The sequence below is a fragment of the Bacillus sp. LR--39 genome (assembly GCF_053613335.1).
On record NZ_JBSIOT010000719.1, the window covers coordinates 1 to 777 of the forward strand.

The following is a 777-nucleotide window of genomic DNA, read 5'->3' on the forward strand; positions in this document are numbered from 1 at the left end:
TGTTTACCGCAAAAATAGTGAGTGTTTCTTCCTCTTCAGAGTACACAACAGCAGCATCAACATATGGCACATCAGTGAAATCAGAACAATCGTACTTAGGAGAAGAAATAAGCGGTTTCAGTGACTCGCCCCTTCCGTAAACAGAAGCATGCATGTATGGATAGAAAATCGGCTGTCTCCATGCTTCTCCGCCTTTTTCCGTCATGATTGGCGCGATGACATTGACAAGCTGTGCAAGACACGCAATTTTCACACGGTCTGCGTGCTGCAGCATCGTAATGAGCAGAGAGCCGACTAATAAGGCATCTTCAAAATTGTAAATATCCTCTAAAATCGGACGCGCAGTGATCCACGGCTCGACTTTTTTATCAGCCTCATTTGAGTGGTACCAGACGTTCCATTCATCCAGAGAAAGATTGATTGTTTTCTTGCTGCGTGTTTTTGCTTTTACATAGTCACAGGTCGCAGCGACTGATTTGATAAAATGATCCAAATCCATGGAACGGGCCAAGTAGTTTGGCAGATTGTTATCCCGGTTTCCGTAGTAAGTGTGAAGAGAGATATAGTCGACATGCTCATACGTATGCTCCAGCACCTTCGCTTCCCAATCGATAAAGGTCGGCATACCGCTGTTTGAGCTGCCGCAGGCAACGAGTTCAATTGATGGATCAACCCATTTCATGACCTTTGCCGTCTCTGCGGCTAGCCGTCCGTATTCATCAGCTGTTTTGTGGCCGATCTGCCACGGTCCATCCATTTCGTTTCCTAAGCACCATG

The 777-nt window shown here is 46.2% G+C and carries 1 pseudogene; it reads right to left on the bottom strand.

The annotated features are described in order from the left end of the window. Nucleotides 1–777 (bottom strand): annotated as a pseudogene (abfA, locus tag ACWHAR_RS26080) (alpha-L-arabinofuranosidase AbfA); the annotation flags it as partial.